Source organism: Pseudomonas sp. ADPe, from assembly GCF_014843515.1.
GTDB lineage: Bacteria > Pseudomonadota > Gammaproteobacteria > Pseudomonadales > Pseudomonadaceae > Pseudomonas > Pseudomonas citronellolis.
On record NZ_CP062122.1, the window covers coordinates 3,466,295 to 3,493,100 of the forward strand.

The following is a 26,806-nucleotide window of genomic DNA, read 5'->3' on the forward strand; positions in this document are numbered from 1 at the left end:
GATATCAAGCCGCGGCGGCGGCCAGGGCCTGTTCGAGGTCGGCGATGATGTCGTCGCTGTGCTCGATGCCGATGGACAGCCGCACCATGTCCTGGCTCACCCCGGCGCGGGCCAGTTCCTCGGCGTTGAGCTGGCGGTGGGTGGTGCTGGCCGGGTGGCAGGCCAGGGACTTGGCGTCGCCGATGTTGACCAGGCGCACCACCAGCTTCAGCGCGTCGATGAAGCGCGCGCCAGCCTCGGCGCCGCCCTGGATGCCGAAGGACAGGATCGAGGCCGGCTTGCCGTCCATGTAGCGCTTGGCCAGGGCGTGCTCGGGGTGCTCCGGCAGGCCGGCGTATTTCACCCAGGCCACCTGTGGATGCTGTTCCAGGTAATGGGCGACCTTCAGCGCGTTCTCGCAGTGGCGCTCCATGCGCAGGGCCAGGGTCTCCAGGCCCTGGAGGATGAGGAAGGCGTTGAACGGCGACAGCGCCGCGCCGGTGTTGCGCAGCGGCACCACGCGGCAGCGGCCGATGAACGCGGCCGGGCCGAAGGCTTCGGTGTAGGTCACGCCGTGGTAGGACGGGTCCGGGGTGTTGAGCAGCGGGAAGCGCGCCTTGTGCTGCGCCCAGGGGAACTTGCCGGAGTCGACCACCATGCCGCCGATGCTGGTGCCGTGGCCGCCGATGTACTTGGTCAGCGAGTGCACGACTATGTCCGCGCCGTGCTCGAAGGGCCGGCAGAGGATGGGCGTGGCTACGGTGTTGTCAACGATCAGCGGCACGCCGTGGCGGTGCGCGGCGTCGGCCAGGGCCTGGAGGTCGACGATGTTGCCCGCCGGGTTGCCGATGGATTCGCAGAACACTGCCTTGGTGCGCTCGTCGATCAGCGCTTCCAGCGCGGCCACGTCGTCGTGGGGGGCGAAGCGCGTCTGGATGCCGAAGCGCGGCAGGGTGTGGGCCAGCAGGTTGTAGGTGCCGCCGTAGAGCTTGGCCACCGAGACGATGTTGTCGCCGGCCTCGGCCACGGTCTGGATGGCATAGGTGATGGCGGCCATGCCCGAGGCCACGGCCAGCGCGCCCACGCCGCCTTCCAGGGCGGCGACGCGCTGCTCCAGCACGTCGTTGGTGGGGTTCATGATCCGCGTGTAGATGTTGCCGGCCACCTTCAGATCGAACAGGTCGGCGCCGTGCTGGGTGTCGTCGAAGGCGTAGGAGGTGGTCTGGTAGATCGGCACGGCCACTGCCTTGGTGGTCGGGTCGGGGCTGTAGCCGGCGTGGATCGCCAGGGTTTCCAGTTTCATTGTTCGAGCATCCTTGGTGGGCAGAAAGCCCTGAGGATGCGAGCGGCGCCCCGACCGGTCAATGACCGGGAGCAATGCCCGCGGGGCGGCGCCAGAACGATTTTGCCTGAGCTTATAACCGCCTCAGGAGGAGCAACTGATCTCCAGGTGCCGGCCCCAGTCCTCCCCGCCTCTGCCAAGGCCGCTCAACCAAGCGTATCGACATCGGGCACGCCCCGGGTCGCGCTCATGCGATAGTCGTCCAGTGGCGATGCGGGAATCATCGCCAACTGCTCCTGCACGCGGTTCTCCATGTGGTTCGTCCAGCGTGTACGCGCCGCTTCCAGGCTCGGCGACCTGGCCAGGCTACCGTATAGGTCGGCCAGCGAGGGGTGGCGATAGCGCAGCGTCGCCAGGCGTTGCCGCGCCTGCTCCAGGCGCTCGATCTCCGCGCTCAGGGCGGCGATGGCGGACTCCTTCTGCTGCCCCTGGCCATGGCGATCTTCGTGGAGTCGCCGGCGTTCCTCGCGCAACTGCTGCCGTGCCTGTTCCAGGTGCTCGGCGACAATGTCGTACTCGCGTTCGGTCACCAGCGTGCGTCCGGCTTCCTGGGCCTGTTGCCAGCGGCGCAGGGTGGCCCAGCAGTGGGGAACGTAGCTGTTCACCATGGAGTGGTCGCCGGCGCTGAAGAGCTGCCCGAGGAAGGAGGCGCGCTCGGGGTGGTCGCCGTGCTTGCGCAGGGCGTTGCTGCAGCCGGCCTCGTCGAGGGTGTCGCAGCCCGGCGTCCAGAGAATCGCCGAGCGCTCTTCCTGGCCCAGCGCCACCGGGGTGAAATGGCGCAGGTCGCCGTGGTGGCGGTAGGGCTGCCCGCCGACGCGGACCACCCCGACGACGGTCAGCAGCGCGCCCACCGCGGGGTTGACGAACAGGCCGAGCAGGCCCGTGCCCCAAAGCCAGCGCCGGCCATTCATCCAGGGGGCCGGCACGCTGGGCACCGGGTCGTTGTAGTTGACCATGCGGTAGTGCGTCAGGGACTGGGCCCCGGCGACGAACTCGGCATCACCGGCGCGCGGGGCGCCGTAGGTGTAGAGCACGATGTCGTACTGCTGCATTTCGTTGCGCCGCAGGGCCTCGGCCAGCAGCAAGGCGATGGCGCCACCCAGGCTGTGACCGCAGATAATGAGTTTCTGGCCGCTGTAGAACCGGTCCAGATATTCCTGAATGAAGTCCTTGAGCGCCCGATAGGCTTCGTAGAAGCCGCGATGCGCCTTGCCCGCCCCTTCCTCGAAGGGCACCTGCAAGGCATCGGCATCGCGCCAGCCATCGGCGAGCACCTCCGCGGTGCCGCGCACGGCGATCAGGATCGCCTCCTCGTGGTGGCTGATATAGGCCTGGGTATTGGTACCGCCCTTGGTATCGTCGAAGAAATGCAGGCGCGCCGGGTGTTCCTGTTCCTCGCCACGCTCCGGGTGGTTCTGCGGGTACAGCGCGGGGTCGAAGGGCAGGATCTCCAGGCGCTGCGAGTAGGGCACGTCCTCGTATAGCGGGTAGTAGCGCTTGACCTGCTTGGCATCCACCTTCCAGGCCTCCTCGGCCTGGGCGAGGCGCTGGCCGATCACGTTGCCCACGCTGGGGTCGTGGGGGAACTTCACCGTGGTCTCCGGACGGTTCGGCGGCTCCTGGCCGAAGTCGGTGTAGCTCAGGCTCGCCAGCAGCGCCAACTGGTAGAGGTTCAGCGCGCAGAAGGCGCTGTCGGTGGACAGCAGCGGGCGCAGCGCGCGCAGGGGCCGCACCTCCAGCACCGTGAGGCCGTTGGGTAGCAGGGTCACACCGTACAACGGCTCGGCGAGCCCCTTGTTGAGCGTGCCCAGCAGTTTTTGTGGTAGTGGGTGGTGCGCGCTCACCGGCGGCGGCAGGTGGGCGCCATGCCTGACCAGGTCGCGCACCTCGACCTGGTAGAACTCGTCGGCCGTCGCCTTGGCCGGGTTGTTCTTGCGCCGGGCGGCATCCTGGTGGAAGAAGCGGGTCTGTTCGGCGCGGACCTGGAGTTCGGTGATGGGGAGGGGGTAATGTTTGCGCTTCAGAAGATTGGTGTATAACTGCTCACCTTCGCTGTAAGGCGTATCCAACTTTAATACCAACGCCCCACAGAAGTGATTCGTCACCTTGGCGTAGCCATTGGCATCGAGCAGCCCACTGTAGACCTGTCCGACCATATCGGTGGCTTCATAGCGAAGTCCGGCATAGGGGGGCGCCTTCGCCGAATTCGTCCACCAACTGGAAGCGAGTCTCGTCGCCACGTAGCGGGCAGGCGGGCATCTTGTCGCTGAAGAACGGCCTTTCCCATTCCGCCATGGGGGAGTATTTGTGCAGCGTCATGGCCGGGACTCCTGTTCGGTGCAGGTGGGGTAGACAGTGCAGGTGCGGCCGTCGGGCAGTTTGAAATCGGTGAACTGCGGCGGCTCAGTGCAGAGTTCTTCATTTTTGGTTCCCCAACGACCTGTACAAGGACGCCATCCTGCGGGGGTTTTGAGCCAATATCCGTCGTAATAGGACTCTTCCTCCTCCGACATCCCGATCACCAGCCGCACGGTCCTGCCGGGCAACTGGTCGCGCTGCAGAACGGCGCCGGGTTTCCATTTCTGCAGTTGGCCGTCTTCCAGTGCCTGGCACTTCAGCAGCTTGATGATGTAGCGCTGCGGCCCCACGGTGCGGAACATCCAATGGCACTGGCCTTCGACCGCGCGCACGCCGGAGGCGGGCATGCCGGGGTAGTTGGCTGGTAGCGCGTCGCGAAACGATAGGCTGGCAGTGTCGGAGGAGGAACTGCTTTCTGTAAGCGGAGCATTAAGTCGCCATTTGCCCCGCAGTTCGACCCGCATGCTGCGCAGCACCAGCGGGCAGTCGCGCACCTTGTCGCGCAGCGGCACCTGGAATTCCACGCGGTGGGCGGCTGCCTCGTAGTCGCTCTCGAAGAACTTGCGGTCGGGCCTGCGGCCACCGATGCGCTCGGGAACGCTGCAGGTTTCGCCGGGTGCCGGCACATAGTAGGCGTCGCCGGTGAACTTGAAGTTCGCCGGCAGGTCGGCCTGCAGGGTGAAGCTGTCACCGGCGCCGCTGGCGCAACCGCCGAGAAACAGGCTGGCGAACAGCACGGGAGTGAACTTGTGCAGCGTCATGGCCGGGACTCCTGTTCGGTGCAGGTGGGGTAGACAGTGCAGGTGCGGCCGTCGGGCAGCTTGAAGTCGGTGAATGTCGGGGGAGCCTGGCAGCGGATGGTTTCCTTGGTTTCGAGACAAGGTTTCCAGCCTGCATCCGTTTTTAGCCAAGAACGGCCGTAATAGGGCTCCTCCTCTCCCGACATCCCGATCACCAGCCGCACGGTCTTGCCGGGCAACTGGTCGCGCTGCAGGACGGCGCCGGGTTTCCATTTCTGCACCTGGCCGTCTTCCAGTGCCTGGCACTTCAGCAGCTTGATGATGTAGCGCTGCGGCCCCACGGTGCGGAACATCCAATGGCACTGGCCTTCGACTGCGCGCAGGCCGGAGGCGGGCATGCCGGGGTAGTTGGCCGGCAGCGCGTCGCGAAACGACAGGCTGGCAGTGTCGGAGGAGGAACTGCTTTCTGTAAGCGGAGCATTAAGTCGCCATTTGCCCCGCAGTTCGACCCGCATGCTGCGCAGCACCAGTGGACAGCCGCGTACCTTGTCGCGCAGCGGCACCTGGAATTCCACGCGGTGGGCGGCTGCCTCGTAGTCGCTCTCGAAGAACTTGCGGTCGGGCCTGCGGCCGCCGATGCGTTCGGGGACGCTGCAGGTTTCGCCGGGTGCCGGCACGTAGTAGGCGTCGCCGGTGAACTTGAAGTTCGCCGGCAGGTCGGCCTGCAGGGTGAAGCTGTCGCCGGCGCCGCTGGCGCAACCGCCCAGGAGCAGGCTGGCGGCGAGCAGCAGGTGTGGCAGTGGCGATCTGCATTCGGGGCGGGGGCCTTCAGAGAACTGGGTTGCAACTGCGGCAGCGATCATTCGGCGGTATCCGGATAGGAGGGGGGAAGCTGCTTCGACTGTGCGCTCATCGCGTAGCCCAGCCGTTCGTAATGGGTGCTGGGCGTCTCGCCGGGACGGGGCTGCCAGGCCTCGGGAATGGGCATGTCGTCGTTCTCTAGCCGTTCCAGCAGCCAGAAACGCAGTTGCTCCGGCGTCGTCCATCGCCATTCCCGCGCCTGGCGCAATTGCTCGGCGAGCCAGGCGTCGAAGTCGCACCGTTCGGCTAGCCGCGCGCAGGCCGCGGTATGCCGGGCGAGCAGGTAGAAGCGCAGGTTGTGGTGAAGCATCGCGCTGGCGGTGGTTTCGTCCTGCGGGGCGGCAAGCCAGGCTGGAGTTTCGGGCAGTGGGTGCTCGCCGGGGATGGGGTTGTCACGGGCCAGCCATTGCCTGGCTTCTTCGCTCCAGTAGCAAAGGCTGGCGGCCGGGCCCAGGTAGGCGGGCAGGCCCTCTTCCGGCAGGTGGGCCAGGGCCCGGGCAATGACCCGGTTGTCGTGGAAGCGGTACAGGGTGCGCTGTGGCGACTGGCCAACGAGCATGCGGGCGCGCCAGTGCCGGGCCAGCGCCGCCAGGACATCGCCCTCGGCGCTGGCCAGCCAGCCCCAATGGCGTTCGGGATGGGCGAGCAGGGTGGCGAGTGCAGGTGTTGCACGGTTGGCCAACTGCATGACGAAGGGGCCTCGCGCGGCCAGCGGTGCCGCCTCGGTGCCGGCGTAGAGGCTGACATGGGGCACGGCTGGAGGGCTGTTGAGCAAGGCCTGCAGGGCTTCGGTGTTGCCATCGGCATCGAGCACCAGGTAGAGCTGGCGATGCATTCGCGACTGCTCGCGCAGCCAGTGTTCGAGCGGGCTCATGCCGGGGCTCCCGTTTCGCAGAAACCTTCCCGGCAGGCTTCGCAGAGGGGGCAGTAGTCGCTGCCCCATTGCCTGGCGGCGTTCATCGGGATGGCCTGGCCGAGGCTGATCGCCGGAGGCGCCGGGGGCATCGGCGGTGCCGCGAGTGGTTCCAGGGTGCCCGGCGGCAGGGGCATGGCCGGCGTGCCGGCCACGGGCGCGCCGCCGAGTTGGATCGGCGTGCTGCTGAAGATGCCGCCCGGCCCGAGCACGATGTGCTGGCCGGCAGCGCTGAGCGTCAGGCTTGCGCCGGCATCCAGCACTACATGGGCACCGGCGCTCAGGTGCACTTCCTGACCGGCGCCCACGCTGATCACCTGGCCTGCGCGAGTGTGGACGCTGCCGGCAACGCTCAGGTGATCGTCGGCGCCGAGCCAGGTCTTGCGCGCCAGGCTTACGCTGCGCTGCTCCTCGCCTTCGAGGACGTGCACGCTGTTGCCCCGGATCGATTCGCTGCGCTGGCCGCCGACCTGCAGGCGGTCATCGTTGCGCACCTGGCACTCGAGGTCACGCTGGGCATGCAGGTAGATCTGTTCCTGGCCCTTGCGGTCTTCTATGCGCAGTTCGTTGGCGCCGCCACCGCCAGGTGAACTGAGGCTCTTGAATACGCTGCGGGTCTTGTGTTCGGGCAGAAGGTAGGGTGGGCGGCTTTCGGCGTTGTACAGGCAGCCGGTCACCAGGGGCTGGTCCGGGTCGCCTTCGAAATAGGAGACCAGTACCTCCATGCCGACCCGGGGAACGGAGATGGCGCCATGGCCGTTGCCGGCCCAGCCGCTGGCCACGCGCACCCAGCAACTGCTGTGGTCGTCGTTCCGGCCCTCCCGGTCCCAGAAGAACTGGACTCGTACCCGGCCGTGCCTGTCGCAGTGAATCTCTTCGCCGGGAGGGCCGGTGACCACGGCGCTCTGGCTGCCGAGCACACGGGGCCTCGGGTGATCCAGTGGCGGGCGGTAGAAGACATCCCAGGGAATGGCGGTGAAGTGGTTGCGGTAGCCTTGGTGAAAGTCGGCTTCGTCGCGCTGCCGGTCACTGTCGATGAATTCCTCGAGCACCTGGGGCTGCTTGCCTTTGTGGTGAATCCCGGTGAGCAGCCAGAGATCGTTCCACTCTTCGCGCGGGTGTTCGGTGAGCATCAGGAAATGGCCACTGCGCAGGGCGGGCTGATCGCTGTGGCCTTCGGCCAGACGGTAATCGGCGCGGTGGCGTTGCAGAGCGTGCTGGCTGACCAGCGTGCCGTGCTCTCGGTCGGTGAAGCGGCCGGGGTAGTCGTAGTCCTCCAGGTCGGGCTGCGGCTCCTCCTGCAGTGGTCTGCTGGTTGCTTCCAGCAGCAATCTGGGTTTTTCGAAGTTGTAGTCGCGACGGGTGACGCGCGAAGTGCGGGCGGCTATGCGTACGGAGAACCGTTTGACGACTTGCGCGTCGGCGAGCATGCCACTGTCGGGAACGTAGGCGATCGGCTGATCCAGGCGTGCAAAGGCGGTCTGGTCATCGCCGAATATCAGCAGATGGCCGTCGCGACGGTGCTCGAAATGCAAATGGAGGCCATGTTCGGAAGCAATGCGTTGGACGAAGCCCAGATCGGTCTCGCCGTACTGTGTGCAGTATTCCAGTTCCGGATAGGCCCTCGGGCCGAGCCTGAAGCAGTAGGCGTCGGCGAGGATGCCATGTTCCTCGAGCACCCTGGCGATGATCTGCGGGGCCGTGAGGTGCTGGAAAATGCGCTGGTTGATGCGTAATGCCAGGTAGGCCAGGCGCGGCACCAGGTTGACCCGGTAGCGGGTCAGACGTTTGTTGGAATCGCCCTGGCTGACCTGCTGGATCTGGCCGTGGATGCCGGCGCCGTGCGGTGAGAGGCTGAGGAAGGCAGGTTTGTGCAGCAGGCCCTCGAGGTCGAGGTTGGCGCGTTCGCTGACCAGTTCGATGTCGAAGCGGTAGGGCTCGCCAATGGCCTCGTGGCCCGTGAAGGCGAGCACCTGGAGGTCATGCTGGACCCCTTCGATGCTCAGGCCGAAGTTCGGTTGGTTGGCGGGAGCGAACATGGCAGGGCTTCCTGGCTAGGCATGAAGTGCCTATTAGGAAGTTGGATGCCAAATGGCTGGTGCAGGGGGTTTCTGAAAACCCTGGAGGAATTCGACTGGTCGGTTGCTGATAAATTTTCCTCGCCTCAGGAGGAGCAACTGATCTCCAGGTGCCGGCCCCAGTCCGGCGGGCGGCGGGTGAAGGCTTCGCGGCCGGGCTGTTCCTCGAAGGGGCGGCTGAGGGTTTCGTGCAGCTCACGCACCACTGAGTAGTCGCCCTGCTCGGCGGCGGCGATGGCTTCCTGGGCCAGGTAGTTGCGCAGCACGTACAGCGGGTTCACCGCGTGCATGCGGGCGCGGCGCTCGTCCTGGCTGCCGCCTTCGCGTTCGGCGCGGGCGCGGTAGTCGGTGGCCCAGGCGTCGAAGCCGGCGAGGTCGACGAAGTCTTCGCGGACCTGCGCCAGCGCCTGTTCCGGCGCCTGCTCGCCGAGGCGGCGGAAGAACAGGCTGTAGTCCACCGCGCCGCTCTGCATGGCCTGCAGCAGGCGCTGCACCAGGTCCAGGTCGCCGTCCTCCGCGGTGGCGAAGCCCAGGCGGCGGCGCATCAGGTCCAGGTAGTGGGCCTGGTACAGCGGCAGGAACAGGCCGAGGGCCTCGCGCAGTTCGTCCACCTCGACGAAGGGCGTCAGCGCCTGGGCCAGGGCCGCCAGGTTCCAGTGGGCGATGGGCACCTGGTTGTTGAAGCTGTAGCGCCCGGCGTCGTCGGAGTGGTTGCAGATGTGCTTGGCGTCGAAGTCGTCGAGGAAGGCGTAGGGGCCGTAGTCGAAGGTGATGCCGAGGATCGACATGTTGTCGGTGTTCATCACCCCGTGGCAGAAGCCGTAGGCCTGCCAGTGGGCGATCAGTTCGGCGTTGCTTTCCACCACGGCGCGGAAGAACGCGGCGTAGGGTTGCGGCTGCTCCAGGCACTCGGGGAAGTGGTTGGCCAGGACGAAGTCGCCCAGTTCCTTCAGCTTGTCGTGCTGCTGGGTGTAGTAGAAGTACTCGAAGTGGCCGAAGCGCACGTGGCTGGGCGCCAGGCGCAGCAGCATGGCGGCGCTTTCCCTGGTCTCGCGCCACACCGGGGTGTCCGAACCGGTGACGCAAAGCGCGCGGCTGCTGGGGATGCCCAGGGCGTGCAGGTATTCGCTGGCGAGGAATTCGCGGATCGAGCTGCGCAGCACCGCGCGGCCGTCGCCCATGCGCGAGTAGGGCGTCTGCCCGGCGCCTTTGAGGTGCAGGTCCCAGTGCTGGCCGGCGTCGTTGACCACCTCGCCCAGCAGCAGGCCGCGGCCGTCGCCCAGGCGCGGGTTGTAGGCGCCGAACTGGTGGCCGGAGTAGACCATCGCCCGCGGCTCGGCCTCGGACCAGAGCTTGTGCCCGGAGAAGATTTCGGCGAACACCGGTTCCCCGGCCACCGCCGGGTCGAGGTCGAGCAGCGCCATTGCGGCGGGGCTGGCCACCACCAGGCGCGGCTCGGCGATGGGGTCGGGCAGGACTTCGGTGGAGAAGGCGTCGCCCAGGCGGGCGAAGCGGTTGTCGAAGGTCAGTTCGTCGAGCTGTTTCACGGTCACGGGCGGGCTCCGGTAAGTCCGAGCATTGTGCTCGGACTTGTCCGGAGCCGTCCAGACTCAGGGCTTGCTGCCGGGCGGCAGCGGCGGGTCCTGGTCCTTCAGCGGCGCGCCGGGCAGCGCCAGGGGCAGCTGGGTGACGTTCTGCGCCAGGTGGATTTCCTTGCCCTCGCCGTTCTTGACGAACACGTCCAGCTGGTTGAAGGCCATGTCCACGCCGTGCTCGCGGAAGCTCAGGGCGATGGCGGTGAGCAGTTCGTCCACCGCCGGGTTGCGGTCGCCCAACTCGCGCACGTGGAAGCGCAGTTCGTAGTCGAAGGTGCTGGCGCTGATGGCCAGGAAGTACAGCGACGGCTCGGGGTCGCGCAGCACCCGCGGGTTGCCGCGGGCAGCTTCGAGCATGAGCTTGCGCGCCAGGGCCAGGTCGCTCTCGTAGGCCAGGCCGATCTTGATGGTCACGCGGGTCACGGTGTCGCTCAGCGACCAGTTGATCAACTGCCCGGTGATGAAGGTCTGGTTGGGGACGATGATTTCCTTGCGGTCGAAGTCGGTGATGGTGGTGGCGCGAATGCGGATGCGGCTGACGGTGCCGGACAGGTTGCCGATGGTCACGGTGTCGCCGATGCGCACCGGGCGCTCGAAGAGGATGATCAGGCCGGAGACGAAGTTGGAGAAGATCGCCTGCAGGCCGAAGCCCAGGCCCACCGAGAGCGCCGCCACCAGCCACTGCAGCTTGTCCCAGCTGACGCCCAGGGTGGACAGCGCGCTGACGATGCCGACGCCGCTGATGGCGTAGGACAGCAGGGTGGTGATGGCGTAGGCGCTGCCCTGGGCCAGGGTCAGGCGCTGCAGCACCAGCACTTCCAGCAGGCCCGGCAGGTTGCGCGCCAGGGCCACGGTCACCGCGGCGATGACCAGCGCCATGAGCACGTCGCCGAGGCTGATCGGCAGGCTGGTGGCGCTGTCGCCGCTGCCGCCGGTGTACTGGTAGAGGGTGACGTTGTCCAGGTAGGCGGCGACGCTGATCAGGTCGGCCCAGACCCAGTACAGCGCCACCACGAAGCCGATCAGCAGGCCCAGGCGGATCAGGCGCAGGGACTGCTCGTTGATCTGCTCGATGCCCAGGGTCGGCTCCTCCGCGGTCTCGTTGCCGTCGACGCCTTCCTTCGGCGGGTTCTGCCGCTTGGCCTGGGCGCGCTGGTAGGCCAGGCGCCGCGCCGCCACGCTGAGGCCGCGGACGAAGGTGGCCTCGATCACCACCCAGACCATGAGCAGGAACAGGGTGTCGATCAGCCGGTCGCTCAGGCGCAGGGCGGTGTAGTAGTAGCCGAAGCACACGGCGACGAAGAGCAGCACCGGCAGCGCGGTGAAGAGCACGCCGACCACCATCTTCACCACCGACGGCCGGCTGGTGCTGGGGCTGGCGAAGAGCATGCGCGCCATCAGCCAGGTCATCACCGCGAAGCCGCTGAGCACCACGGCGATGCCGATGACGTCGTCGGCCAGGCTGCCGGGTTGGCGCTCGGCCACCGTGACCACCGCGGCCAGGGCCATGACCACCACGCCGAGGCGGCGGATCAGCTTGCTGCTGAAGCGCACCTGGGCCTGGCTCCAGTGGAAGTGCCGCTCGGCGATGCCGCCGGGGCTGAGGATGCGGTGCGCGGCGTAGAACACCAGCCAGACCTCGGCCATCTGCAGCAGCGCGGCGCCCAGGGTGGCGTTCTGCCCGCGGGCGTCGAGCATCAGGGCCAGGCCGGCGATGGCCAGGGTCAGGGTGCCGGGCAGCGCCAGCAGCAGCGCCAGCAGCAGGGCCAGCGGCGTGTGCGCCTGGCTGTCGCGCTTGAAGTGGCCGATGTCGTCGTTGATCGAGGCGAGCTTGTCGTAGAGGTAGCGGCGTTTCCACAGCAGCCCGGCGATCAGCAGCAACAGCGGCAGGAACAGCAGCGGGCGGTCGATCAGGCCCTCGCCCACCTCGACCACCGCCGAGCCCCAGGGCACCTCGGAGAGCTGGTGTTGCAGCAGCGTCGGGGTCATCTTGAACCAGGAGAGGTCCAGCGGGCGGTTGCTGGGAATCCAGAACATCTGCTCGTCGAGGGTGGCGCGCAGGTTGTCGCTGGTGTCCTTGAGCTGCTTCTGGTTCAGCTGCAGGGTGATGGCCTCGTTGAGCACGGCGTTGAGCTCGTGGTTGAGGCGCTCCATCAGCTCGCTGCGGGTGTCCACCAGGGTGGACAGGTCCTTGCGCAGCTGCGGGGTCACGGCTTCCTGGGGCTGCTGGGCGAGCAGGTCGTCGATGTACTGCTGCGGGTTGGCCAGTTCGTCGCGCTTCTGGTTCAGCTCGAACTGGTACAGGCGCAGGTCGGCGATCTCGTCGGCCAGTTCCTGGTCGGTCTTGATCTTCGGCAGCGACTGCTTCTGCTGGTAGAGCACCTTGGACAGCAGCAGGCTGCCGCGCAGCACGTTGATCTGCTGGTCGAGGGTCTGGTCGAGCTGGGTCAGGCTGTCCAGGTGCTGCTTGGCCTCGAGGTTGCGCCGCGTCAGCACGTTGAGGCGGTCGGTGGTGCGCAGCAGGTAGTCGGACAGGCGCAGGTTCTCGGCGTTCTCCTGGCTCAGCAGGCTGTCGCTGCCGGCGCCCTGGCTGCCGTCGCGGGCCAGCTCGGCGACGGTCTTCTCCGACTGCTCGCGGCGCATGCCGCTGATCATGGCCTGCAGTTCGAGGGTCTCGCGCTCGGCGCGGGCGACCTGTTCGCCCAGCAGGTCCTGCTGGCTGCTGGCCAGGTCCTGCAGCAGGTTGTTGCCGGCCAGTTGCTGGCGCAGCAGCTGGATCTGCGCGTTGAGCGCGGCCTGTTCGGCGAGCAGTTCGTTGCGCCGCTCGGGGGCCAGCGCCTTGCCGGTCTCCTTGCCGGCCTTGAGGATGTTGCCGATCTCCAGCAGGCGCGCCTGGGCGTTGCTGATGTCGGACTGGGCGCGTTCCGGGCGGGTCTGCGCGGTGATGTACTGGCTCTTCGCCTCGGTCAACTGTTTCTGCCAGTCGGCCAGTTGGGTGGAGCGGTCGTTGAGCAGCATTTCCAGGCGGCTGACGTTCTCCCCGGCGTAGCGCTGGACCGCCGGCTTCTCGCCGCTGCCCTTCAGGCGCGCCAGGGCGCGCTGGTTCTCCAGTATCTGCCGGGGGGCGTCGCTCAGGCTGGCCTTCAGCTCGGCCAGCTGCTTCTCGCTGTCGTCGCGGGCGCCGAGCAGCTTCAGGGTGCGCTCGAGGCTGGCCTTGGTGGCCTTGGCATCGGCGTCGGCGAGCTTGCGCTCGGCCAGGCCGTCGAGGCTTTGCTGGACGGTTTCGGCGGACGGTGGCTGGTTGCTGTCCTCGGCGTGCGCGGGCAGGACGGCGAGGCAGCCGCCGAGCAGGGCGGCGGCGAGCAGGGTGCGCAGGGATTGCATGGTCGCGGTCAGCGGCTCTCGGTAGGTTGCAGTGAGGGTAGTGCGCCCGGTACGGCGCCGGCAAGGCACGGCCGACGCGCCGCCGCGGAGGGGGCGTGGGCTGGCTTGGCTAGCGTCCGTGGAGGTGGTCTGTCAGAGGAACAATCCGGGGCCCGGGCGACCTTCGGGGAATTTGACCCCCACCTTGCGGATCTTGTTCCCGTCCAGGGCGGCCACGGTCCAGGTCAGGCCGTTCCACTCCACCTGGTCGCCGATGATCGCCTGGCCGCCGATCTGCTGGGCGATGAAGCGGCCCAGGTTCTGCTCGCCGTCGACGCCGTCGAGCTTGAGGCCGTAGAGCGAGGCCACCGCCGAGAGCTGGGCGTCGCCCTCCAGCACGAAGTCGCCGAAGAAGCGCGCGCCCAGGCCGCGGTCCGGGGCCTGGCTGAACAGCTTGCCGAGGGCCGACAGGTCGTGCTCGTGGCCGATCACGCAGAGGATGTCGTCGGCCTCGAGGATGGTGCTGCCGGAGGGGTGCAGCAGCTGGGTGCCGCGGAACAGCGCGGCGATGCGGGTGCCCTCGGGCATCTTCAGCTCGCGCAGGGCCGCGCCTATGCACCACTTTTCCTTGCTCAGGTGGTAGACGAACAGTTCCCACTCGCTGGTCGGGTGCACTTCCAGGCCGGCGCGGGAGATCGGCGCCGGGTCCGGCGGCACCACAACGCGCAATAGCTTGGCGGCCCAGGGCAGGCTGGTACCCTGCACCAGCAGCGAGATCAGCACGATGAAGAAGGCCACGTTGAAGAACAGCTGGGCGTTGGGCAGCCCGGCCATCAGCGGGAACACCGCGAGGATGATCGGCACCGCGCCGCGCAGGCCGACCCAGGCGATGAACACCTTCTCGCGGCCATGGAAGGCGCGGAACGGCGCCAGGCCCACCAGCACCGACAGCGGCCGGGCGAAGAGGATCATCCACAGCGCCAGGCCCAGGGCCGGCAGGGCGATGGGCCAGAGGTCGTGGGGCGTGACCAGCAGGCCGAGGACCAGGAACATGCCGATCTGCGCCAGCCAGGCCATGCCGTCGAGCATGTGCAGGATGCCGTGGCGCGAGCGGATCGGCTGGTTGCCCAGCACCAGGCCGCACAGGTAGATGGCCAGGATGCCGCTGCCGTGCACGGCGTTGGACAGGGCGAAGATCAGCAGGCCGCCGCTGATCGCCAGCAGCGGGTAGAGGCCGCTGGCCAGCTGCATGCGGTTGATCATCTGCAGCAGCAGCCAGCCGCCGCCCAGGCCGAGCACGGCGCCGATGCCGAACTCGCGCAGGAAGTGGGCCAGGAAGCTCCAGCTCATCTCGCTCTGGCCGTGGGCGAGCATGTCGATCAGGGTGACGGTGAGGAACACCGCCATGGGGTCGTTGCTGCCCGACTCGATTTCCAGGCTGGCGGTGACCCGCTCGTTCAGGCCCTTGCCGCCGAGCAGGGAGAACACCGCCGCGGCGTCGGTGGAGCCGACGATGGCGCCGATCAGCAGGCCTTCCATCCAGCTCAGCTTGAACAGCCAGGCGGCGGCCAGGCCGGTGAGCCCGGCGGTGATCAGTACGCCCACCGTGGCCAGCGACAGCGCCGGCCAGAGCGCCACGCGGAAGCTCGCCACGCGGGTGCGCAGGCCGCCGTCGAGGAGGATCACCGCCAGCGCCAGGTTGCCCACCAGGTAGGCCATGGGGTAGTTGGAGAAGCCGATGCCGCCGGGGCCGTCGGTGCCGGCGACCATGCCCACGGCGAGGAAGATGACCAGGATCGGGATGCCCAGGCGCGAGGACAGCGAGCTGACCAGGATGCTCATGCCCACCAGCACCGCGCCCACCAGGAAATAGGTGTTGATCGAGACGGCATCCAAGGCGGCGGATCTCCTGGCGGGGCGAGGGGGGAAGCGGCGGCGTTGACGGGAAGGATGCAGGCCGCATGCCAAGGGATTCTAACCTGCGGATTTGCAAGGCTGTCAAAGGCTAATTGCAGTGCCTTTCAGCGAGCTTTCAGGGGGCCTTTCATCGATGCCGGATCCCCCTGTAGGAGCGAGCTTGCTCGCGAACCGCCGAAGGTTCCAGGATGACACCTGGCTTCCCGCGCATGCCGATCGGCCCCCTCTCCCTTCAGGGAGAGGGTTGGGGAGAGGGGCGGAACCCGACCCGGCACACCGTTGCAACCGGGATACTCCGTTCGCGAGCAAGCTCGCTCCTACGAAAGGCAGCCTGTCGCCAGGGGCTGGCCCATAAAAAAGCCCCGGACGTGACCGGGGCTGGAAGGGACAGGCGGGACTAGAACCAGGCGTCCCGCATGCTGGAACAGGTGTCGTCGCGGGCTTCGAGCAGGGCCAGCTCGTGGTGGCAGGACGGCACTTCCCAGGTCAGGAAGTAGCGCGCCGCCTGCAGCTTGCCGCGGTAGAAGTCCTCGTCGGCGGGGTTGCCCCCGCCGTTGTGGAGCAGGGCCAGGCCTTCCTCGGCGCGGATCGCCTGTTCCAGCCAGCGCCAGCCGATGACGGTGTGGCCGAACGCCTTCAGGTACAGCGCCGAGTTGGCCAGGCCTTGGGCCACCTTGCCCTGCATCAGGTCGCCAAGCAGCGCCAGGGTCACTTCCGACAGGCGCGCCAGCAGTTGCTCCAGCGGCTGGCGCAGGGCGTCCAGCGACGGGTAGGCCCGGGCGCGTTCGCAGGCCTGGTGGATCAGGCGCGTCAGCTGTTTGAGGCCGGCGCCGCCGTTCTGGCTGAGCTTGCGGCCCAGCAGGTCCAGCGACTGGATGCCGTGGGTGCCTTCGTGGATGGGATTGAGGCGGTTGTCGCGGTAGTACTGCTCCACCGGGTATTCGCGGGTGTAGCCGTGGCCGCCGAGAATCTGGATGGCCAGCTCGTTGGCCTTCAGGCAGAACTCCGAGGGCCAGGACTTGACGATCGGGGTGAGCAGGTCGAGCAGTTCGTGGGCCTGCTTGCGCGCCTCCTCGGTGGGCAGCGTCTCGCAGTCGTCCACCAGGCGCGCGGCGTACAGGCCGAGGTCGAAGGCGCCCTCGACGTAGGCCTTCTGCGTTAGCAGCATGCGCTTGACGTCGGCGTGTTCGATGATCGACACCTGCGCCGAGGTCGGGTCCTTGGCGTCCACCGGGCGGCCCTGGGGGCGCTCGCGGGCATATTCCAGGGAGTACAGGTAGCCGGCGTAGCCGAGCATGATGGCGCCCATGCCGACGCCGATGCGCGCCTCGTTCATCATCTGGAACATGTAGGCCAGGCCGTGGTGCGGCTTGCCCACCAGGTAGCCGACGCAGTCGCCGTTGTCGCCGAAGTTCAGCGCGGTGGAGGTGGTGCCGCGCCAGCCCATCTTGTGGAACAGCCCGGCCAGGGCCACGTCGTTGCGCTTGCCGAGGCTGCCGTCCTGATTCACCAGGAACTTGGGCACGATGAACAGCGAGATGCCCTTCACCCCGGGCGGCGCATCCGGCAGCTTGGCCAGCACCATGTGGACTATGTTTTCCGAAAGGGGATGGTCGCCGCCGGAGATGAAGATCTTGTTGCCGCGGATGCGGTAGCTGCCGTCGGCGTGGGGTTCGGCGCGGGTGCGGATGTCGGCCAGGGACGAGCCGGCGTGGGGCTCGGTCAGGGCCATGGTGCCGAAGAAGCGGCCTTCGATCATCGGCTGCAGGAACAGGCGCTTCTGCTCCTCGTCGCCGAAGGACTCGATCAGGTGACTGGAGCCCATGCTCAGCATCGGGTACGACGAAGTGGCGATGTTGGCCGACTGGAAGTGCGCGAAGCAGGCGCGCGACAGCAGGTGCGGCAACTGCATGCCGCCCTGTTCGAAGCTGCGCGAGGCATTCTGGAAGCCGGCTTCGTTGAAGGCGTCCACCGCCGGCTTGACCTCGGGGATCAGCACCGCGGCGCCGTCCACGTACTGCGGCTCGTGCTCGTCGTTCTTGCGGTTGTGCGGGGCGAACAGCTCCTCGGCGATGCCGCGGGCAGTGGCCAGGGCGGCGTCGAAGGTCTCGCGGTTGTGGTCGGCGAAGCGTTCGCGCTGGGTCAGGGCCTCGGCGTCGAGCACTTCGTAGAGCTCGAAGGCGAGGTTGCGGGAGCTGAGCAGGGTCTCGGACATGGTCGGCCTCCAGGGGAATGGCCGCAGTCTAGTCTGGTGAATGAAGTAGGCACAGCAACATCCATGAGCGTGATAAAGGCCTAAAACAATGCCGGTGCAGCTAAACTGCACGCCTTCAAGGAGTCTGCCGTTCATGAACTACCGTCACGCCTACCACGCCGGCAACCACGCCGACGTCCTCAAGCACCTGGTGCTGTCGCGGATCTTCGCCCTGATGGTGCGCAAGGACACGCCCTTCGCCTTCCTCGACAGCCATTCGGGCATCGGCCTGTACGACCTGCAGGGCGACGAGGCCAGCCGCACCGGCGAGTGGGAAGCGGGCATCGGCCGCCTGTGGCAGCTCGACGAGGTGCCGGAGCTGGCGGCGGACTATATGGAAGTGGTGCGCGCGCTGAACCCCGACGGCGAGCTGCAGTACTACCCCGGCTCGCCCGAGCTGGCGCGGCGCCTGACGCGCTCCCAGGACCGCGTGCACCTGAACGAGCTGCACCCGGAGGACGGCCGCCTGCTCAAGGCCAACATGGGCGGCGAGCGGCGCATCGCCGTGCACCAGAACGACGGCTGGCTGCTGCCGCGGGCGCTGCTGCCGGTGCCGGAAAAGCGCGGGGTGCTGCTGATCGACCCGCCCTTCGAGGAGGCCGACGAGCTGGAACGCTGCGTCATTGCCCTGGAAGAGGCCATCGGGCGCATGCGCCAGACGGTGGTGGCGATCTGGTACCCGATCAAGGACGAGCGCCAGCTCAGGCGCTTCTACCAGGGCCTGGAACGCAGCAAGGCGCCCAAGCTGCTGCGCGTCGAACTGCTGGTGCACCCGGCGGACAGCGCCGACCGCCTCAACGGCTCCGGCCTGGCCATCGCCAACCCGCCGTGGCCGCTGGAGGAAGAACTGCGCGAGCTGCTGCCCTGGCTGGCCGAGGTGCTGGCGCAGAGCGAGGGTGGCTGGCGGCTGGATTGGCTGGTCGAGGAAGGGCGCTCTTCGTAGGCGCGGACCTTGTCCGCGATAGCCGGGGGTTCCGGCGCGTTTCGCGGATAAGATCCGCTCCTACGCCGACCCACACCGCTCCCATGTAGGAGCGCGCCCTGCGCGCGAATCGCAGGCAGGGCCTGCTCCTACAGGTTTCCGTGGGGCGCCTATCCATCCGTCCGCGATCCGGCCGCAGGCCGGCGCCATCGCGGATGAATCCGCTCCTACGGGTCGCGTTATGCCGGCAGACACACCCCGGTGCCGCGCAGGCCGCAGTAGCCGTTGGGGTTCTTCGCCAGGTACTGCTGGTGGTAGGCCTCGGCGTAGTAAAACGGCGGCACTTCGCGGATTTCGGTGGTGATCTCGCCGTAGCCGCCGGCGCTGAGCTCCTTCTGGAAGGCGGCGCGGCTGGCTTCCACCGTGGCTTTCTGCGCCTGGTCGTACCAGTAGATGGCCGAGCGGTACTGGGTGCCGGTGTCGTTGCCCTGGCGCATGCCCTGGGTCGGGTCATGGGATTCCCAGAACACCTTGAGCAACTGCTCCAGGCTGGTCTGCTGCGGATCGAATACCACCAGCACCACTTCGCTGTGCCCGGTCAGGCCGGAGCAGACCTCGTCGTAGGTGGGGTTGGGCGTCAGGCCGCCGGCGTAGCCCACGGCGGTGACCCACACCCCCGGCTGCTGCCAGAAGCGCCGCTCGGCGCCCCAGAAGCAGCCAAGACCCAGGACGATCTGCTGCAGGCCGCCGGGGAACGGCGGGCACAGCGGATGGCCGTTGACGTAGTGGGTTTCCGGCACCGGCATCGGTGCCTCACGGCCGGGCAGGGCCTGGGCCTGGGTGGGCAGTTCCTGCTTGTTGACGAGTATCTGCGAGCGAAGGGTCATGGCCTGGGTCTCCTTTGTCCGGATGGCGATAGACGCGCGAAGACCCTGGAGATTACAGCCTTTGTGCGGGCTGTGGAGCTTTTCACTCGCCGCGGCAGGGATAGCGCTGCAAGCTGCTGGCCAGCTGGGCGCCGGGGATCGGCTTGTCGAACAGGTAGCCCTGGCCGATGTCGCAGCGGTTGCGCCGCAGGAAGGCCAGCTGGGCGGCGGTCTCGACGCCTTCGGCGACCACCTGCAGCTTGAGGTTGTGGGCCATGGCGATCACCGCCGAGGTGATTTCCATGTCGTCCTGGTTGTCCGGGATGTCCTTGATGAAGCTGCGGTCGATCTTGATGACGTCGATGGGGAATTTCTTCAGGTAGCTCAGCGACGAGTAGCCGGTGCCGAAGTCGTCCATGGCCAGGGTCAGGCCCAGTTGCTTGAGGCGTTCGAGCTGCTGCTTGGTGTCGGCGGTGGCGTCCAGCAGCAGGCTTTCGGTCAGTTCCAGCTCCAGGCGCCCGGCCGGCACCTGTTCCTCGTGGAGGATGGCGGCGATGGAGCCGACCAGGTCGGGGTCGCTGAACTGCTTGGGCGACAGGTTGATGGCGATGTTCAGGTCGCCCAGGCCGTTTTCCGCCAGCTCGCGGCCCATGCGGCAGGCCTCGCGGATCACCCACTTGCCGATGGGGATGATCAGCCCGGTTTCCTCGGCCACGCTGATGAACTGGTCCGGGCGGATCATGCCCTTCTCCGGGTGCTGCCAGCGCAGCAGCGCCTCCAGGCCGAGCAACTGGCCGCTGCGCAGGCACAGCTTGGGCTGGTAGTGCACCGCCAGTTCGTTCTGCACCAGGGCGCGGCGCAGGTTGTTCTCGACGAACAGCTTGTGGCTGGCCTCGGCGGTCATTTCCTCGGTGAAGGTCTGCAGCTGGTGCTTGCCGTTGGCCTTGGCCTTGTGCAGGGCCAGGCCGGCGTTCTTCATCAGCGTCTGCGGGTCATGGCCGTGCTGCGGCGCGTAGGCCAGGCCGATGGAGCCGGTGATATTGATCAGCTGGTTGTCGACGAACAGCGGCTTGTCGAGCACGTCGAGGATCTGCGCCGCCACCCGCTCGCCGCGGCCGGGGCTGGATTCCTCCAGCAGCACGGCGAATTCGTTGCTGGCGAAGCGCGCCAGGGTGGTGCCGTCCACCAGGCTGCTGCGCAGGCGCCGGGCGAGGCTGGCGAGGAGCTTGTCGCCGGTCTGGTGGCCGAGGCTGTCGTTGATCCGCTTGAAGTTGTCGATGTCCACCAGCAGCAGGCCCAGGGGCGGGCCGGAGCCGGCGCGCAGGCGCTCTTCCAGCACGTTGATGAAGTAGTGCCGGTTGGCCAGGCCCGTGAGGTTGTCGCGGTAGGCGAGCTTCTCGATGTGCTGCTGGGCCAGCTTGCTCTGGGTGATGTCTTCATAGATGCCGATGTAGTGGGTCAGTTCGCCGTCGTCGGCGTAGACCTTGGACAGCGACAGCTGCCCCCAGTAGGGCTCGAGGTTCTTGCGCCGGCTGCGGAACTCGCCCTGCCAGCTGTTCTGGTTGACCAGGGTGGAGTGCGCGTCGAACAGCAGCTCGCTGAGGTTGGCCAGGGCCGGCACCTCGGCCAGGCGGCGGCCACGCACTTCGTCGGCGCCGTACTGGGTGATGGCGGTGAAGCTGGGGTTGACGTATTCGATGACGCCGTCGCGGTCGATCAGCAGGAAGGCGCTGGCGCTCTGCTCGACGGCGCGCTGGAACAGGTGCAGGGCGCTGGAGGCGCTGCGCCGCTCGTGGTTCATCAGCACCTGGGCGTACTGGTCGGCCAGCTCGCCGGCGAAGGCGATCTCGTCGCTCTGCCACAGGCGCACTTCGCCGATGTGCTCCAGGCAGAGCACGCCGACCACCTCGCCGCCGACGCGGATGGTGGCGTCGAGCATGGCGCTGATGCCTTGCGGGCGCAGGTAGGCCTCGGCCAGCTCGCGGGTGCGCGGGTCCTGCAGGACGTTGTGGGCGTCGATGGCGCGGCCGCTGTTGATGGCCTCCAGGTAGTTGGGGTAGCGGCTGGCGTCGAAGCCGCGCGGCAGTTCGAACTGGTCGATGTCGCGGCGGTAGACGGCGATCGGCTCCATGTGGTCGTCGGCGGTCAGCCGCCAGATGCCGGCGCGGGCCACGTCGTAGGCCTCGCTGGCGGCCTGGGCGATCAGCTGCGCGGCTTCCAGCAGCGGGTCGCTGGACTGGTAGCGGTGCCGCGCCAGGCGCACGATCAGGTTCTGCTGGGCGCGCGAGCGCACCAGGTGCTGCAGGTGCTCGTCCTGGGAGCGCTGGTACATCTCCAGGGACATCTGCAGGCGCAGGTTCTGTTCCGCCAGCTCGCCCTGGGTTTCCTGGCGGGCGCCTTCTTCGTCCTGCAGCAGGTAGCCGTGGAGCAGCTGGCGGCCGCGCTGCTGGAAGGCCTCGCCGACTTCCAGCAGGTTCAGCACGCCGCGGGGCGTGTGCAGGGCGTAGCGCACCTGGTAATGGGCATGTTCCACCAGTTGCTGCTGGATCTGTTCGTGCAGGCGGTGCCGCGCCTCGGGTTCCATCAGGCTGGCGTAGGGGGCGTCGAGCAGGCCGCAGAGCTCGGCGGCGGGCACGCCGAAGGCGCGCTCGCAGGCTGGGTCGAGGAACAGCAGGGTCCAGCTCGGTTCATTCAACCGCTCGAAGCGCAGCAGCCCCAGCCGCGACGGGACGGGGAGCTGGGTGACAGCCTCGACCGCCGGGCGATTGGCGGTATCGGGATGACTCTTCATGCTCGGCGGTTTTCCACTACTGGGCGAGGTACTTTGCCTCGGCCGACTTCTGTTGGGCGAAGGCAAGGGTGCATGATGCGGTTTTGTCTGACAAGCAATGCCTGTATCGGCGGGACCGGGAGGATTTTGAGCGGCATGCGGGGTGCCGTTGATCGGAGAATGCCATGGGTAATGGCTGTTTGCCATTATCGCGGCCGGCGCGAATAAAAAAAGCCCCGTCATCCGACAGGGCTGGAGAGAACGAGCGTGGCGTGCTCGTTGGTAGAAAGCGATCGGCCCCCGAATGGGGGCCGATGCGGTTACAGCAGCAGGGTGCGGATATCGCCGAGCAGCTCGCCCAGGCGCTTGGTGAAGCGCGCGGCGGCGGCGCCGTTGATCACCCGATGATCGTAGGACAGCGACAGCGGCAGCATCAGGCGCGGCTGGAAGGCCTTGCCGTCCCACACCGGCTGCATGGTTGCCTTGCTCACGCCCAGGATCGCCACTTCCGGCGCATTGACGATCGGCGTGAAGCCGGTGCCGCCGATGTGGCCGAGGCTGGAGATGGTGAAGCAGGCGCCCTGCATGGCGTCGGCCGAGAGCTTCTTGGTGCGCGCCTTTTCCGCCAGTTCGGCGGCTTCGGCGGCCAGCTGCAGCAGGCTCTTGCGGTCGACGTCGCGGATCACTGGCACCAGCAGGCCGTCCGGGGTGTCCACGGCGAAGCCGATGTGCACGTACTTCTTGCGGATCAGCGCCTTGCCGCTGGGGGCCAGGGAGCTGTTGAAGTCCGGCAGTTCCCTGAGCAGGTGGGCGCAGGCCTTGAGCAGGATCGGCAGCACGGTCAGCTTGACGCCGGCCTTCTCGGCGGCGGCCTTCTGCGCGACGCGGAAGGCTTCCATGTCGGTGATGTCCGACTGGTCGAACTGGGTCACGTGGGGCACGTTCAGCCAGCTGCGGTGCAGGTTGGCGGCGCCGACCTGCATCAGGCGGGTCATGGCCACTTCTTCCACTTCGCCGAACTTGCCGAAGTCGACTTCCGGAATCGGCGGGATGCCCGCGCCGCCAGTGGCGCCGGCCGGGGCCGACTTGGCGCGCTGCAGCTGTTCCTTGACGAACAGTTGCACGTCTTCCTTGAGGATGCGGCCTTTCGGGCCGGTGGCCTTCACCTCGGCCAGCTCGACGCCGAACTCCCGGGCCAGCATGCGCACGGCAGGGCCGGCATGGACCTTGGCGCCGTCGCGGCTGGGCGCGCCGACCGGGGCCGGGGTTTCGGCCTTGGCGGCCGGAGCCGGGGCAGCGGCCGCTGGAGCGGCCGGAGCAGCAGCCGGTGCCGGCGCGGCGGCCGGTTGTTCGGCGGCGGCCGGGGCAGCGGCGTCCGCGACCTTGAGCTTGAGGATCAGGTCGCCGGTGCCGACTTCGTCACCGACCTTGATCGACACGCTTTCCACCACGCCGGCAGCCGGCGAGGGGATTTCCATGCTGGCCTTGTCCGATTCCAGGGTGATCAGCGACTGGTCGGCCTCGACCGTGTCGCCGGCTTGCACCATGACCTCGATGACGCTGGCCTTGCCCGCCGAGCCGATGTCCGGGACGGCGATGTCCTGGACGCTGGCCGCTGCCGCCGGGGCGGCGGCAGGCGCGGGTGCGGCGGCCGGGGCAGGCGCCTCGGCCTTGGGCGCTTCGGCAGCCGGGGCGGGCGCCGCGGCCGGAGCCTCGGCTGCGCCACCCTCGACTTCCAGCTCGAGAATCTCGTCGCCTTCCTTCAGGGTGTCGCCCACCTTGACCTTCAGGCTCTTCACCACGCCAGCCTTGGGCGAGGGGATTTCCATGCTGGCCTTGTCGGATTCCAGGGTCAGCAGGCTCTGGTCGGCCTCGACCTTGTCGCCGACCTTGACCAGCAGTTCGATGACTTCACCCTGACCGTTGCCGATGTCGGGTACGCGGATCAGCTCACTCACAATGCGTCTCCTCAGCAGTCCAGCGGGTTGCGTTTTTCCGGGTCGATACCGAGCTTGGCGATGGCCTCGGCCACCACCTTGGCGTCGATGTCGCCACGGTCGGCCAGGGCTTCCAGCGCGGCCAGGACGACCCAGCGGCGGTCCACTTCGAAGAAGTCACGCAGCTTGCGGCGGCTGTCGCTGCGGCCGAAACCGTCGGTGCCCAGGACCTTGTACTCCTTGCTCGGGACCCACTGGCGGATCTGCTCGGCGTACAGCTTCATGTAGTCGGTGGAGGCGATGACCGGGCCCTTGCGGCCGCCCAGGCATTCCTCGACGTAGCTCAGCTTGGGCTTCTGGCCCGGGTGCAGGCGGTTCCAGCGCTCCACGGCCAGGCCGTCGCGGCGCAGTTCGTTGAAGCTGGGGACCGACCAGACGTCGGCGCCGATGCCGAAGTCCTCGCGGAGGATCTTCGCCGCGGCTTCCACTTCGCGCAGGATGGTGCCCGAGCCCAGCAGCTGCACGTGGTGAGCGGCGTCCTTCTTGTCCTCGTCGAGCAGGTACATGCCCTTGATGATGCCTTCCTCCACGCCCTTGGGCATGGCCGGCTGGACGTAGTTCTCGTTCATCACGGTGATGTAGTAGAAGATGTCCTGCTGCTCTTCGATCATCTGCCGCGCGCCTTCGCGGATGATCACCGCCAGCTCGTAGGCATAGGTCGGATCGTAGGTGCGGCAGTTGGGGATGGTCGAGGCCAGGATGTGGCTGTGGCCGTCCTCGTGCTGCAGGCCTTCGCCGTTCAGGGTGGTGCGCCCGGCGGTGCCGCCGACCAGGAAGCCGTGGGCGCGGCTGTCGCCGGCGGCCCAGGCCAGGTCGCCGATGCGCTGGAAGCCGAACATCGAATAGAAGATGTAGAACGGCAGCATCGGCTGGTTGTGGGTGGAGTACGAGGTGCCGGCGGCGATCCAGCTGGACATGGCGCCGGCCTCGTTGATGCCTTCCTCGAGGATCTGGCCCTTCTTGTCCTCGCGGTAGAACATCACCTGGTCCTTGTCCACCGGCTCGTACAGCTGGCCGACGGAGGAATAGATGCCGAGCTGGCGGAACATGCCTTCCATGCCGAAGGTACGGGCTTCGTCGGGCACGATCGGCACGATGCGCGGGCCGAGCTCCTTGTCCTTGACCAGCTGCGAGATGATTCGCACGAAGGCCATGGTGGTGGAGATTTCGCGGTCGCCCGAGCCGTCGAGGATGGCCTTGAGGGTGTCCAGCGGGGGAACCGGGACCTGGAAGCTCTTCTGCCGGCGCACCGGCATGTAGCCACCCAGGGCGGCGCGGCGCTCGGCCAGGTACTTGGCCTCGGCGCTGCCTTCCTCGGGGCGGTAGAACGGCAGGTTTTCCAGGTCGGCATCCTTGATCGGGATGTCGAACTTGTCGCGGAACGACTTCAGGCTCTCGACGTCGACCTTCTTGACGTTGTGCGCGATGTTCTTCGCTTCGCCCGAACCCGTGCCATAGCCCTTGATGGTCTTGGCCAGGATGACGGTCGGCTGGCCCTTGTGGTTGACCGCCTGGTGGTAGGCTGCATAGACCTTGTAGGGGTCGTGGCCGCCACGGTTGAGCTTCCAGATTTCCTCGTCGGAGAGGTCCTTGACCATCTCCAGCAGCTCCGGACGCGCACCGAAGAAGTGCTCGCGCACGTAGGCGCCGTCTTTCGCCTTGTAGTTCTGGTATTCGCCGTCGATGACCTCGTCCATGCGCGCCTGCAGCAGGCCGGCGGTGTCCTTGGCGAACAGCGGGTCCCAGAAGCGGCCCCAGATGACCTTGTTGACGTTCCACTCGGCGCCGCGGAACACGCCTTCGAGTTCCTGGATGATCTTGCCGTTGCCGCGCACCGGGCCGTCGAGGCGCTGCAGGTTGCAGTTGATGACGAAGATCAGGTTGTCCAGCTTCTCGCGGCCGGCCAGGGAGATGGCGCCCAGGGATTCGGGCTCGTCGCACTCGCCGTCGCCCATGAAGCACCAGACCTTCTGCTTGCCGGCGGGGATGAAGCCGCGGCTCTCCAGGTACTTCATGAAGCGCGCCTGGTAGATCGCCTGGATCGGGCCCAGGCCCATGGACACCGTGGGGAACTGCCAGAAGTCCGGCATCAGCCAGGGGTGCGGGTAGGAGGACAGGCCGTGGCCGTCCACTTCCTGGCGGAAGTTGTTCAGCTGGTCTTCGCTGATGCGCCCTTCGAGGAAGGCGCGAGCGTACACGCCGGGGGAGGCGTGGCCCTGGAAGAACACCAGGTCGCCGCCGTGTTCTTCGGTCGGGGCCTGGAAGAAGTAGTTGAAGCCGATGTCGTAGAGCGTCGCCGAGGAAGCGAAGGAGGAGATGTGGCCGCCCAGATCCGGGTCGTGCTTGTTTGCCTTCATCACCATGGCCAGCGCGTTCCAGCGCACCAGCGAGCGAATGCGGCGTTCCATGAACAGGTCGCCGGGCATGCGTGCTTCGTGGGTCACCGGGATGGTGTTGCGGTAGGGCGTGGTGATGGCGTAGGGCAGTTGGGTGCCGGACCGGCTGGCCAGCTCGCCCATGCGGGTCATCAGGTAGTGGGCGCGGTCTTCACCTTCACGGTCCAGGACCGATTCCAGGGCGTCCAGCCATTCCTGGGTTTCGACGGGATCAAGGTCTTGCATGGCTTGCTCCAGGGCGGAAAGGCTTCCAGAATCGAAAGCCAGTAGATCGTTGCCGATAGCAGCGCCGGCCTCGTGGGCGACGCCGCGAATTCTTGGAAGTGCACCGGGGGTGGTTCCGGCGGGTTGTAGTTTTACTACAAAACGCGACTGGATACAGCCCTTGGGCGAAAAAAGTTAGTAGTAAAACTACAGGCGCCCGAATGGCGGGGCTTCCGCGGGGTTGCCGTTCA

General features: G+C 67.3%; 16 protein-coding genes. 1 reads left to right on the top strand and 15 read right to left on the bottom strand.

Features of this window, described 5'->3' with window-relative positions:
- Positions 1–4: 4 nt before the first annotated feature.
- The 11 genes from IG194_RS15710 to IG194_RS15755 all read right to left on the bottom strand — a co-directional run bounded on the left by IG194_RS15710 (position 5) and on the right by IG194_RS15755 (position 17,361).
- The gene (locus IG194_RS15710) at positions 5–1,282 is read right to left on the bottom strand and encodes a bifunctional O-acetylhomoserine aminocarboxypropyltransferase/cysteine synthase (protein ID WP_043316990.1); all 1,278 of its coding nucleotides are present in this window, start codon (positions 1,280–1,282) and stop codon (positions 5–7) included.
- A gap of 185 nt (positions 1,283–1,467) precedes the next feature.
- Positions 1,468–3,477, bottom strand: coding sequence for a lipase family protein (locus IG194_RS15715; protein WP_318652539.1), 2,010 nt, complete (start codon positions 3,475–3,477; stop codon positions 1,468–1,470).
- Between the two features lie 10 nt (positions 3,478–3,487).
- Entirely contained in the window at positions 3,488–3,640 is a 153-nt protein-coding gene (locus IG194_RS33155) for a hypothetical protein (RefSeq protein ID WP_318652540.1), read from the bottom strand.
- Positions 3,637–4,440, bottom strand: a complete 804-nt coding sequence (locus tag IG194_RS15720) for a hypothetical protein (protein WP_058488158.1) — start codon at positions 4,438–4,440, stop codon at positions 3,637–3,639. Before IG194_RS15720 ends, IG194_RS33155 begins: the two co-directional genes overlap by 4 nt.
- On the bottom strand, positions 4,437–5,282 hold the full coding sequence (locus IG194_RS15725) for a hypothetical protein (protein WP_058488159.1): 846 nt from the start codon (positions 5,280–5,282) through the stop codon (positions 4,437–4,439). The genes IG194_RS15720 and IG194_RS15725 overlap by 4 nt, the downstream gene beginning before the upstream one ends.
- The gene (locus tag IG194_RS15730; protein WP_064987568.1) at positions 5,279–6,154 is read right to left on the bottom strand and encodes a DUF4123 domain-containing protein; all 876 of its coding nucleotides are present in this window, start codon (positions 6,152–6,154) and stop codon (positions 5,279–5,281) included. The genes IG194_RS15725 and IG194_RS15730 overlap by 4 nt, the downstream gene beginning before the upstream one ends.
- Positions 6,151–8,232 (bottom strand): type VI secretion system tip protein VgrG, encoded by a 2,082-nt coding sequence (locus IG194_RS15735; RefSeq protein ID WP_058488160.1) that lies wholly within the window; start codon positions 8,230–8,232, stop codon positions 6,151–6,153. The genes IG194_RS15730 and IG194_RS15735 overlap by 4 nt, the downstream gene beginning before the upstream one ends.
- A 125-nt stretch (positions 8,233–8,357) precedes the next feature.
- The gene (selO, locus tag IG194_RS15740) at positions 8,358–9,818 is read right to left on the bottom strand and encodes a protein adenylyltransferase SelO (protein ID WP_058489695.1); all 1,461 of its coding nucleotides are present in this window, start codon (positions 9,816–9,818) and stop codon (positions 8,358–8,360) included.
- A 63-nt stretch (positions 9,819–9,881) separates the two neighbouring features.
- The gene (gene mscK, locus IG194_RS15745; protein WP_058488161.1) at positions 9,882–13,250 is read right to left on the bottom strand and encodes a mechanosensitive channel MscK; all 3,369 of its coding nucleotides are present in this window, start codon (positions 13,248–13,250) and stop codon (positions 9,882–9,884) included.
- 132 nt (positions 13,251–13,382) lie between these two features.
- Complete coding sequence (locus IG194_RS15750; RefSeq protein ID WP_009613606.1) at positions 13,383–15,125, bottom strand: potassium/proton antiporter; 1,743 nt, start codon at positions 15,123–15,125, stop codon at positions 13,383–13,385.
- A gap of 418 nt (positions 15,126–15,543) precedes the next feature.
- Positions 15,544–17,361: an acyl-CoA dehydrogenase gene (locus tag IG194_RS15755; protein WP_058488162.1), complete on the bottom strand. Its 1,818-nt coding sequence runs from the start codon at positions 17,359–17,361 to the stop codon at positions 15,544–15,546.
- Between the two features lie 133 nt (positions 17,362–17,494).
- Here IG194_RS15755 and IG194_RS15760 point away from each other — a divergent pair, with 133 nt between their 5' ends.
- On the top strand, positions 17,495–18,343 hold the full coding sequence (locus IG194_RS15760) for a 23S rRNA (adenine(2030)-N(6))-methyltransferase RlmJ (protein WP_058488163.1): 849 nt from the start codon (positions 17,495–17,497) through the stop codon (positions 18,341–18,343).
- A gap of 218 nt (positions 18,344–18,561) precedes the next feature.
- Here the strand turns inward: IG194_RS15760 and msrA are convergent, their stop codons facing one another.
- The 4 genes from msrA to aceE all read right to left on the bottom strand — a co-directional run bounded on the left by msrA (position 18,562) and on the right by aceE (position 26,576).
- Positions 18,562–19,209 carry a peptide-methionine (S)-S-oxide reductase MsrA gene (gene msrA, locus IG194_RS15765; protein ID WP_058488164.1) on the bottom strand — a complete coding sequence of 216 codons (648 nt, stop codon included), beginning with the start codon at positions 19,207–19,209 and terminating at the stop codon, positions 18,562–18,564.
- Between the two features lie 82 nt (positions 19,210–19,291).
- Entirely contained in the window at positions 19,292–21,979 is a 2,688-nt protein-coding gene (locus IG194_RS15770; RefSeq protein ID WP_058488165.1) for a putative bifunctional diguanylate cyclase/phosphodiesterase, read from the bottom strand.
- A 299-nt stretch (positions 21,980–22,278) separates the two neighbouring features.
- Complete coding sequence (aceF, locus tag IG194_RS15775) at positions 22,279–23,916, bottom strand: dihydrolipoyllysine-residue acetyltransferase (protein WP_192353654.1); 1,638 nt, start codon at positions 23,914–23,916, stop codon at positions 22,279–22,281.
- 11 nt (positions 23,917–23,927) lie between these two features.
- Positions 23,928–26,576: a pyruvate dehydrogenase (acetyl-transferring), homodimeric type gene (gene aceE, locus IG194_RS15780; protein ID WP_009613590.1), complete on the bottom strand. Its 2,649-nt coding sequence runs from the start codon at positions 26,574–26,576 to the stop codon at positions 23,928–23,930.
- Between the last annotated feature and the right edge of the window lie 230 nt (positions 26,577–26,806).